We start from the raw sequence: 10,307 nt of genomic DNA, 5'->3' as shown, positions 1-10,307 counted from the left end.
CCGTCATGGCCCGTCGGGAGGTGGATGGCGGACAATGACGGCATGACCACGGCACGAACCTCTGTTCCCGAAGCAGCCCGCCACCTGGGCCTTCGTGAGCGGAAGAAGCTCAAGACCCGCATGGCCATCAGGGACGCCACCTACGCCCTGATCAAGGAGCAGGGGTACGACGCCACCACCGTCGAGCAGATCGCGGAGCGCGCCGAGGTCTCGCCGAGCACCGTCTTCCGCTACTTCCCCGCCAAGGAGGACATCGTCCTGACGGACGAGTACGACCCCCTCCTGGAGAGACTGCTGCGGGAACGCCCGGCCGACGAGCCGGTGCTGGAGTCGCTGCGCCGGGCGATCCGCGAGGCGATGGCGACGGCGCTCACCGACGACCCGGCCCACGAGCAGGACGAGATGGTCCTCCGGGCCCGGCTGATGGTCGAGGTCCCCCAGGTGCGCTCGCGGCTGATGGAGAGCATGTCCGTCACGGGCCGCCTCGTGTGCCGGGCCCTCGCCGAGCGCACCGGACGCCACGAGAACGACCTCGAGGTGCGGGTCTACTCCATGGGACTGATGGGCGCCCTGCTGGAGACGATGATCTACTGGGCCGAGGGCGACTGCCGCGACGACCTGCCGGAGCTGGTCGACCGCACCCTGGCCACCTTCAAGGACCTGCCCCGCCGCTGACGGCGCGGGCCCCGCGCCGACGCCGGAAAACACGGGGCCGGGTACCCGCCCCCGTGACATCCTTGACCGGGTGAACGGTCCCGAGATCCACGTCGAGTTCGCCCCCGAGCTGCTTCTCTTCGTCCCCCAGGCGCGGTCCGCGGGCACCCTGAAGACCGCCACCGACGGCGTCTCCAGCCTCGGTCACGTCATCGAGTCCCTCGGTGTCCCGCTGACCGAGGTCGGCGCGCTGCTCGTGGACGGCCGCGAGGTGCCCGCGTCGCACGTCCCGGCCGCCGGCGAGGCGGTGACCGTACGCACCGTCGCCCACCCCCAGCGGGTGCCGGGAGCGCCCCTGCGGTTCCTGCTCGACGTGCACCTGGGCACCCTCGCCCGCCGGCTGCGGCTGCTGGGCGTGGACACCGCGTACGAGGCGACGGACATCGGCGACCCGGCGCTGGCCGCCCGGTCGGCGGCCGAGAAGCGGGTCATGCTCAGCCGCGACCGCGGACTGCTGCGCCGCCGCGAACTGTGGGCCGGCGCGTTCGTCTACAGCACCCGGCCCGACGAGCAACTCCAGTACGTACTGGACCGGTTCCGGCCCGGCCTGCGGCCCTGGACCCGCTGCACCGCCTGCAACGGTCTGCTGCGCGAGGCGACCAAGGAGCAGGTCGCCGACCAGTTGAAGGGCGGCACCCACCGCACGTACGACGTGTTCGCGCAGTGCACCGCGTGCGGGCGCGCCTACTGGAAGGGCGCGCACCACGAGCAGTTGGAGGCCATCGTGGAGCGCGCCCTCACCGGGTTCGGGAAGGACGGTTAGCGCTTCTGGCGCACGTCCCCCTTGCCGCAGGCGACGCCGTCGCGGTTCTTGTCCAGCCGCAGCGGGTCGTCCTTGCCGTTGACCTCCAGCCGGCCGTAGTCGTGCCGCTTCAGCCAGGCGCAGCGCGCGGCCGTCGTCGCCTTCACCTCGGCCGGGAAGACGGTCGGCACGCAGACGTTGGCCGAGCCGTAGTGCCGGTCGCAGCCGGAGACCGCCGGGCCGACCGGCTCGGAGGCGCGCTTCTTGCGGGGTCCCGTGACCTTGCCCTCGGGCGCCTCGGCGAAGTCGTGGACGTGGGCGGAGGCGTCCTTGGCGGTCAGTGCCTCCGGACCCTGGAGGTGCACCCACTTCGCCACCGACGGCACGCCGTTCGCGTCGACCGCGAAGAGCATGTACCAGCCGGGTGGGGCCAGGTTGGGGTTGCTCGTCACGTTCAGGTCGACGTTGTCGCCGTCGACGGACAGCGGCAGGTCCACGAACCGCTGGTTGGGGTCGGAGGAGTGGGTGACGGCCGCCGGGCGGATCAGCTCGGCCTTGGCGATGGGCCGGTCGACGGTGATCCGCTGGGTGTCGCCGTAGGTCCACTCGGTGTCGATCACCGAGGTGATCGTCGGGCGCTCGCCCTTGAACAGGTAGGGCGGGCTGTAGATCGACACGCTGTGGTTCCAGGAGCCGTTGCCCGGGTTGTCGCCGGTGGTCATCACCCGGCCGTCGGGCAGCAGGAACGCCGACGAGTGGTAGCCGCGCGCCTCCGGGTCGACGGCCACCGGGTCGAAGGTCTCCGACGCCGGGTCGAAGACCGACGTCTCGAAGACCGGGTCGGCCCGGTTGTGCAGCGCGCCGCCGGTCTCCAGCACCTTGCCGTCGGGCAGCAGTACGGCGGAGACGTACATCTTGCCCTGGTCGCCGGTCTGCGGCACCGGTCCGTCGCCGTGGTCGACCGTGCCCTGCGGGATCGGCGGGCCGGCGACGTACGCCGGGTTCGGCTGCTTGAGGTCGATGATGTCGGTGAGCCGGTTGGCGTCCGGGTTGGTGTCGATGTTGCCGCCGCCGAGGGTGAGGACCCTCTGGTCCTGCGCCGGGGGCAGCAGCACGCTCGCCGACTGGTCCCGCTCGTCCTTGTTCTGCAGACCGGGGACCTGGGTGATGGTGTTGGCGTCGTAGTCGTAGATCGCGGAGCCGGTGCCGGGGATGTTGTTGCCGAAGACGTGGCTGCCGGAGTAGAAGAGGCGGCCGTCCTGCATGAGGATCATCGACGGGTACAGGCCCCAGTACGACCAGGTCTGGTTGACCTGCCAGGTCGGCAGCCACCGCTGCTCGGCCTGGGACCACAGCTCGGCGGTCACCGAACCGGTGGAGTCCTCGCGCAGACCGCCGAAGCTGATCACGTCACCGTTGCCGAGGACGGTCGCCGACGGGTACCAGTGGCCGTCGTTCATGTCGTTGGTCTTCGTGTAGGTCTCGGTCTCCGGGTCGAAGACGTACGAGTCCTTGTAGCCCTGGTAGCCGATGGTGCCGTCGGCGGACGGATAGCCCTTGTTGCCGCTCATCACCAGCACCCGCCCGTCCTGGAGCTGGACGTGGCCGGCGCAGAACATGTCGTCCGGGGTCGGGATGACCTTGTACGTGCCGCTCGAAGGGTCGTACACGGCGCTGGTGAAGGTGCCCTCCTCGAACATCTCCGGGTCGTTGCCGGAACCGGCGATCAGCAGCACCTTGCCGTTGTGCAGCACCACGGAGTGCATGGAGCGCACCGGGTTCTGCGTCGGGAGCACCTCCCAGCTGCCGTCGGCGCACTCCTGCGCGGTGCCCGTGCACCCCGGCTCCGGGACCGGTTCGGCGACCTGCTCCATCGTGTAGTCGTCGGTGGTGGCGGAGCCGGTGCCGTAGACGGAGACGCCCCACGAGATGCGGTCGGTGCCGGCCGGGACCTCGGGGGTGCGGACGGTGGCCTCGGTCCAGGCGGCCTGCATGTCCAGCGTCTTCAGGTCGGTCCAGTACTGCCAGCCGGCCGTGGTGTCGTGCCGGAACAGGGTGACGGACGCGTCCGGGGTGGTCGTCTTGTACCAGAGCCCCAGGTCGTACTGCTTGCCCGGCGTCACCACGGGCGCGCAGTCGGCGGACTCGGTGATCAGCGCCTTGCGGTCGCCGTCGACGCGGCGGGTCAGCTCGACCCTCATCGCCTTGTCGCCGGTGTGCGCGTCGTCGGTGGTGGTGAAGGTGAAGTCGTTGTCGCCCCAGCCGGACTTCTCCCAGCAGTAGGGCATGTCGCCCGGGCCGGCGGTCTCGAAGCCCGGGTTCTTGATGAGGTTGGCGGCGGAGGCGGGTTGCGGGGCGGTCAGGAGAAGGCCGGTGGTGAGGGCACCGACGGCCAGCAGGGCCGTGGCGCGTCTGGACACCGGCGGGATTCCGGGGGTTCTCATGCGGTGCTCCTTGCCGTACGGCTCCTGCTCGGGAGGTACACCAGCGCTTCGGTTCCCACGAAGCGCAGGACGAAGGTGATCACGAGTGCCAGCGCGGTGGCGGGCAGTGCCGCCATGTCGAACCGGCCGACCAGCAGCGCGATCAGCGGCAGGCGCAGCACCAGGTCGGCGTTGGCGAGCAGCGCGAACCGCGCGGTGCGGTCGGCCCAGTGCCGGTGCCGCCGCCGCTCGCGGAACAGCAGTTTCTCGATCAGCAGGAAGTTCCAGGCCACGCCGAACTGGTTGGCGGCTATCTCGGCGGGCAGGTAGTGCAGCCCGGCCTCGGTCAGCGCCCACAGCGCGGCCAGGTTGGGCACGAAGCCGGTGAGACCGATCAGTCCGAAGACGACCATGCGGGCGAGCGGGGACTGCGTGCGCAGCCCGGCGAGGTGCCGCAGGAACCGCGTCCCTTCCTTCGCGGTCGACTTGGACTCCCCGGCGAACCGGTCCTGGAAGACGAACGGCACCTCGGTGACCGTGCGGGGGCGGCTGCGGACGGCGAGTTCGAGGAGGATCTTGTAGCCGAGCGGCTTGAGGACGTCGGCGGTGACGGCGCTGCGGCGGATGGCGAAGAAGCCGCTCATCGGGTCGCTGATGCCGTGCAGCCGGCGCGGGAAGAGGGCCTTGGTCAGCCAGGTCGCCCCGCGGGAGACGGCCACCCGGTAGCTGCCGGCGAGCCCGGCCCGGCTGCCGCCCTCGATGTACCGGGAGGCGACGACGAGCCCGGCGTTGGCCCGCTCCCCCGTCGCCACCAGCTCCGGTACGAGGGACGGCGGGTGCTGGCAGTCGCCGTCCATGACGACGACCCAGTCCGACGAGGCGGCCTTGATGCCCTCCACGACCGCGCCGCCGAGCCCGCCGACCGCTTCGTCCCGGTGCAGGACGGTGACCGGGAAGGGGCAGTCCTGGGCCGCCTCCCGGATGACGTCGGGGGTGTCGTCGGTGGAGTCGTCCACGAAGACGACCTCGCAGGGCAGCCGGGCGGGCACCGATTCGGTGATCTGGTGCAGCAACTGCCGCACGTTCGCGGACTCGTTGAAGGTGGGCACGACGATGGTGACGGCACCGGGCTCCGCTACCTCCACCGGGTCGAGCGCCGGATCGCCCAGCTCGCCGGGGACCATGGACTCCTGGCTCATCGGGTGCCTCCGGCGGTCTCGACCTGACGGATCTCGATACGGTCCTCGCCGGTGCCGAACACGGCGACCGGCTCGGAGTGCTCGATGGCCTGCCGGACGTTGGGCAGGTCCTTCGCGTCGCGCCGTACCGTCGGGGAGGCGACCACGTAGTCGATGTCCCGCCAGCCGTTCGGCATGGTCCTGGTCACCGCGGGGTCGAGGTCGGCCTTGTAGAACCAGATGACGCCGAGCCCGGGCCGGTACCCGGCGTGCACCAGGTCCAGCCACATCGCGTCGTCGACCAGCACCCGGGTGCCGCCCGGGTCCGCCACCTCGGTGGCCATCCACCTCGACGCGGCCTCGTAGGGGGCGTTGGCGTCGGTGGTGACGGCGGTGCGGGCGCCGTCGTACCAGCGGGGGACGACGTGGGCGCAGGCGGCGAGGGCGAGGACGGCGGCGAGCGCGTACCGGGCGTAGGTCAGCGGCCGCTTCTCCGTCGCCGAGCGCCGGCGGCGCAGGACGGCGTGGGCGACGCTGGCGGTGCCGCCGGCGAGGACGAGGGCGAGGAAGGGCAGGGCCTGGATGACGTACATGGCGGGCAGGTAGCCGTCCGGGCGCAGGGCCAGCGCGGCCAGGATGGCGACCGTGAGGGCCGGTCCGGCCAGCGCGCGGGCGGTGACCGACCAGCGCCAGGTGGCGAGCAGCAGCAGGGCGCCCGCCAGGCCGCCGAGGGGCAGGATGCGGTCGTAGTAGAGCCAGGACTGGAGCACGCCCCAGGAGCCGGAGCCCTCGTCGAGGATGAAGCCGGAACCGGGCCGGGTCATCTGGTACGCGACGCCGTCCCACAGGGAGACGTGTCCGCTGCCCGGGAACAGCTCGCCCTTCAGCAGGGCGAACAGCGGGTAGGAGAACCCGATCAGCGCGCAGGCCGTGACGGCGCCGGTCAGCGCGAACTTGCGGGTGTCCCGGTGGCTGTGCCGCCAGGCCGTGATGAACAGGGCGGGCAGGACGACGAGCATCGTCTCCTTGGTGAGGACCGCGGTGGCGGCGGCCATGCCCGCGCCGAAGTGGTGCCAGAGGTGGCGGCTCGGGGAGGCGGCGAGGGTGAAGGCGAGCAGCGTCCACATCACCGCGAGGTTGTCGAGGAAGATCTCGCGCTGGAGGACGACGGACAGCGGGGAGAGCCCGAAGATCGCCATGCCGAGCCCGGCGGCCCAGCGGGGCAGGGCGAGCCGGCGCCCGAGGACGTAGACGAGGATCGCGCTGATGCCGCTGATCAGCAGCATCACGGCGCGCATGGTGCCCACGGTCATCGACTCGGGGCTGATCATCGCCGGTATCCAGGTCAGGACGGCGAGCTGGATCCAGCCGAGCGGCGGGTGGTCGTACCAGTAGGTGTAGTGGGCGAGGCCCCTGCCCTCCTGGACGGCCCAGGCCTGGGCGAGATAGGTGCCCTCGTCGTCGCTGAGGGTGGGGTAGTCGGCGATGTTCCAGCCCTGGACGACGAGGATCGCCACCAGGAGGACACCGCACAGGAGCAGGTCGGAGCGGGAGGACCGGAGGCGGCTCGGCGGCTGCGGTCGGCCGGTCGGACCGGTGGTGGGCGCGGGTCGGCGCTGCGCGGGGACCTTCGGACCGGTCACCGCGGGAAGGGTGGAGGTCACGCGGGAACGTCCTCTCGGGTCACGCCGGGCGCGTCGATGTGCGCGCCGACATGCGTGGTCAGCTCCCAGTCGGTGCGTCCGCGCTGCTCGCGCCAGACGGCACGGACCGCGGCACCGGCGAGGAGCACCTGGTAGAAGGGGCCGCCCACGATGAGCTTGAGGTAGTGGACGAACCGGACGCGCAGCCCGTACTGCTTGCCGAAGTCGTGCAGCCCGACCACCTCGAAGACGAAGGTGACCAGGGCGGTGACGGCCGGCAGGAAGGTGATGAAGGCGATCGAGACGGGCACGTCGAGGAAGAGCGCGACGGCCACGTTCAGCGGGATGATCAGCCCGGTGAACGCCTGGAGGAACGGCGTCATCAGCGTGTAGCGGGCCAGCATCCGCTGCCCGAACGCGGGCAGTTTCCTCCAGTCCTTCTTCCGGTACACCTGGAGGAAGCCCTGGTTCCAGCGGGTGCGCTGCTTCAGCAGCGACATCAGCGAGCCCGGTGTCTCCTCCCGGGTCACCATGTCGGAGTCGTAGGCGACGACGACCTTCTTGCCGGCGCTGGAGAGCCTGACGCCCAGGTCGCAGTCCTCGGCGAGGCAGTGGGGGTCCCAGCCGCCGGCCTCCCGCAGGACGGCGGTGCGGACGAAGACGGTGTTGCCGCCGAGCGGAATGAATCCTTTCTGGGCGTGCAGGTGGAGCCGCGAGCGGAACCAGAAGAAGTACTCCAGGCAGTTGCGCAGGCTGTACCAGCTGGAGTGGAAGTTGATCAGCTGCACCCCGCCCTGGACCACGTCGGCGCCGGTGGAGCGGAAGGCGTGGTCGACGTGGGCGAGGAGTTCCGGGTGGACCTGGTCCTCGGCGTCGAAGACCCCGACGACGTCGCCGCGGCAGTGCGGCAGCGCCGTGTTCATGGCCTTCGGCTTGTTCTTCTTCTCGTGCGTGTCGACGACCACCCGGACCCGTGGGTCGCGGCCGGCCGCGGCCTCGGCGACCGCGGTGGTCTCCGGGTCGTCGTGGCCGACGATCACGATGATCTCGAAGTCGGTGTGGCTCGACTCCAGCAGCCGCCGGACGGTGTGGTCCAGCACCGCCTGTTCGTGCCGGGCCGGCAGCAACAGCGAGAACGACAGGTGCTCGCCGCCGTCCGGGCTGCTGAACCGGGTGGAGGCCAGCACCTCCGGCGTGCGCCAGGCGTGCATCTGCCACCACAGGGTGAACGCGGCCATCCAGAAGAGGGCCAGTGAAACGACAGCGATGAAGACAGACGTGAGCAAGCAGATCCCCCCAGATCCTCAAGTCCCCCCGGAACACCTGTGAGGTGACGGCGCGTCACACAGGGCGCGTCCCATCCGCCACGTCACCGTGCAGAGGTTAGGGGGGAATTGTGAAGTGCGGGGGCGGTTCCGATAAAGAGCCTGTTGCCGAACAGTACGGCAGATAAGGGGAGTTGACCGGATCAAGCCGGTCGCGTTCCGTGCCCCGGCAGCCCGGAACGCCTGGTCCGCCTGCCTTTTCAGCCGCCCAGTGCCGCACGCAGCCGGTCCGGATCGGTCGTCGGCGCGTCACAGGTGAAGTTGCGGCAGACGTACGCGGCCGGTTCGTCCCGGACGAGCGGCCGGCCGGCGAGCAGCGGGAACTCGTCACTGTCCGGAGTCCCGACGGCGACCACCGCGCCCGGCGCCGTGCCCAGAAGCGCCGTACGGTGCAGGGTCCTCGTCGCCGGGTCGTCCGGCGCGGGACCGACCACCGCGATCTCCCGCGGCCCGTCCAGCACCGCCTCGGCGACCGCGAGCCCCCACCCGATGAACCGCGGCACCCGCGGTCCGATCGCCTTCACCACGCCCAGCGCCCGCTCGGCGGCGGTGCGGTGGGGCTCGGACCCGGTGTGGGCGGCATAGCTCAGCAGGGCGCCCGCGGCGGCGGTCCAGCCGGACGGGGCGGCGTTGTCGGTCGGGTCCTGCGGACGCCTGATGAGCCGCTCCGCGTCGGCCGCGGTGTCGTACAGCGCACCCGACCCGGGGTCGGCGAAACGGGCGAGCACGTGGTCGAGCAGCAGCCCCGCGAACTCCAGCCACACCCCCTCCCCGGTCACCGACGCCAGCGCCAGGAAGCCCTCGGCGACGTCGGCGTAGTCCTCCAGCACCCCGGCGTTGGCGCCGACGTGGCCGTCCTTGCTGGTGCGGGCGATCCGGGCGTGGTCGTCGAGGTGCAGCCGCACCAGCAGGTCACCGGCGGCGACGGCGGCCTCGGTCAGGTCCGGCCGGTCGAAGCAGGCCCCGGTCTCCGCGAGCGCGGCGATGGCGAGCCCGTTCCAGGCGGCGACGACCTTGTCGTCCCGGCCGGGCGCGGGCCGGGCGGCACGCGCCGCGAGCAGCCGCTCCCTGATGCCGTCGATCCGGGCGGCGTCGAACACCTCGTCCCGCTGCGGCAGTTGCAGCACCGAGGCGCCCTCCTCGAAGGTGCCCTCCTCGGTCACCCCGAAGTACCGCGCGGCGAGGTCGGCGTCCGCCTCCCCGAGCACCTCGCGCAGCTGCGCGGGCGTCCACACGTAGTACGCGCCCTCGACGTGCTTGCCGGTGCCGTCGTCGCTGTCGGCGTCCAGCGCGGAGGCGAAGCCGCCCTCGTTCGTGCGGAGTTCGCGCACCATGAAGTCGGCGGTCTCCAGCGCGACCCGCCGCGCGAGCCCGGAACCGGTGGTCCGCCACAGGTGCGTGTAGACGCGGCACAGCAGCGCGTTGTCGTAGAGCATCTTCTCGAAGTGCGGCACGACCCAGTCCCGGTCCACCGAGTAGCGGGCGAAGCCGCCGCCGAGCTGGTCGTAGATCCCGCCGCGCGCCATGCGCTCGCAGGTGTCCTGCGCCATCTGCAGCGCGCCCTCGGCGCCGGTGCGGGCGTGGTGCCGCAGCAGGAACTCGATCACCATGGACGGCGGGAACTTCGGCGCCCCGCCGAATCCGCCGCGCTGCGGGTCGTACTCCCTGGTCAGCCCGAGCAGCGCCTGCGCGAGCTCCTGCTCGCCCGGCACCTTCGCGTCCCCGTAGGAGATCTCCCGGCCGGCCAGGTCCCGCACGATCTTCCCGGCCACGTCGGCGACCTCGTCCCGCCGCTCCTCCCACGCCTGGTGGACCCCCTGGAGCACCTGCAGGAAGGACGGCATGCCGTGCCGCGGCTCGGGCGGGAAGTAGGTGCCGAAGTAGAACGGCTCGGCGTCCGGCGTGAGGAACACGGTCATGGGCCACCCGCCGTGCCCGGTCGCCGCCTGCACGGCCTCCATGTAGACGGCGTCCACGTCGGGGCGCTCCTCGCGGTCCACCTTGACGCTGACGAAGTGGGCGTTGAGGTAGTCGGCGGTCGCCTCGTCCTCGAAGGACTCGTGGGCCATCACATGGCACCAGTGGCAGCTGGAGTACCCGACGCTGAGCAGCACGGGCACGTTCCGCTCGCGCGCCTCCTCGAAGGCCCCGGCCGACCACGGCCACCAGTCGACGGGGTTGTCGGCGTGCTGAAGGAGGTAGGGGGACGTCTCGTGCGCCAGTCGGTTCGGCATACTCCCATCTTTGCGCACCCGCCGGGGGCTCGCGGCGAGCGGCGCGGG

The 10,307-nt window shown here is 71.4% G+C and carries 7 protein-coding genes; 2 read left to right on the top strand and 5 right to left on the bottom strand.

The genetic code is table 11. The annotated features are described in order from the left end of the window. Nucleotides 1-42 precede the first annotated feature (42 nt). Entirely contained in the window at nt 43-675 is a 633-nt protein-coding gene (locus RIM90_RS25750; protein ID WP_309063142.1) for a TetR family transcriptional regulator, read from the top strand. Nucleotides 676-745: 70 nt separating this feature from the next. Further along, nucleotides 746-1,477 carry a Mut7-C RNAse domain-containing protein gene (locus RIM90_RS25745; protein ID WP_309063141.1) on the top strand — a complete coding sequence of 244 codons (732 nt, stop codon included), beginning with the start codon at nt 746-748 and terminating at the stop codon, nt 1,475-1,477. On the opposite strand, the gene RIM90_RS25740 is transcribed toward RIM90_RS25745, so the two are convergent. The 5 genes from RIM90_RS25740 to RIM90_RS25720 form a co-directional block, all read right to left on the bottom strand. Then, the gene (locus RIM90_RS25740; RefSeq protein ID WP_309063140.1) at nt 1,474-3,900 is read right to left on the bottom strand and encodes a galactose oxidase-like domain-containing protein; all 2,427 of its coding nucleotides are present in this window, start codon (nt 3,898-3,900) and stop codon (nt 1,474-1,476) included. The genes RIM90_RS25745 and RIM90_RS25740 overlap by 4 nt on opposite strands. Continuing rightward, complete coding sequence (locus RIM90_RS25735; RefSeq protein ID WP_309063139.1) at nt 3,897-5,078, bottom strand: glycosyltransferase family 2 protein; 1,182 nt, start codon at nt 5,076-5,078, stop codon at nt 3,897-3,899. The genes RIM90_RS25740 and RIM90_RS25735 overlap by 4 nt, the downstream gene beginning before the upstream one ends. Further along, nucleotides 5,075-6,721 (bottom strand): glycosyltransferase family 39 protein, encoded by a 1,647-nt coding sequence (locus RIM90_RS25730; RefSeq protein ID WP_309063138.1) that lies wholly within the window; start codon nt 6,719-6,721, stop codon nt 5,075-5,077. Before RIM90_RS25730 ends, RIM90_RS25735 begins: the two co-directional genes overlap by 4 nt. Next, nucleotides 6,718-7,986: a glycosyltransferase gene (locus tag RIM90_RS25725; RefSeq protein ID WP_309063137.1), complete on the bottom strand. Its 1,269-nt coding sequence runs from the start codon at nt 7,984-7,986 to the stop codon at nt 6,718-6,720. Before RIM90_RS25725 ends, RIM90_RS25730 begins: the two co-directional genes overlap by 4 nt. Before the next feature lie 239 nt (nt 7,987-8,225). Further along, nucleotides 8,226-10,259, bottom strand: a complete 2,034-nt coding sequence (locus RIM90_RS25720) for a thioredoxin domain-containing protein (RefSeq protein WP_309063136.1) — start codon at nt 10,257-10,259, stop codon at nt 8,226-8,228. Between the last annotated feature and the right edge of the window lie 48 nt (nt 10,260-10,307).

Origin of the sequence: Streptomyces sp., from assembly GCF_031181555.1 — a bacterium.
Classification (GTDB): Bacteria; Actinomycetota; Actinomycetes; order Streptomycetales; family Streptomycetaceae; genus Streptomyces; species Streptomyces fimbriatus.
Note: the sequence above shows the minus strand (reverse complement) of the source record. Positions and strands in the feature narration are given on the sequence as shown.

Excerpts from the sequence above, each read along its gene's own strand:
- RIM90_RS25750 (WP_309063142.1), top strand. The coding sequence starts at position 43 with ATGACCACGGCACGAACCTCTGTTCCCGAAGCAGCCCGCCACCTGGGC.
- RIM90_RS25740 (WP_309063140.1), bottom strand. The coding sequence starts at position 3,900 with ATGAGAACCCCCGGAATCCCGCCGGTGTCCAGACGCGCCACGGCCCTG.
- RIM90_RS25735 (WP_309063139.1), bottom strand. The coding sequence starts at position 5,078 with ATGAGCCAGGAGTCCATGGTCCCCGGCGAGCTGGGCGATCCGGCGCTC.
- RIM90_RS25720 (WP_309063136.1), bottom strand. The coding sequence starts at position 10,259 with ATGCCGAACCGACTGGCGCACGAGACGTCCCCCTACCTCCTTCAGCAC.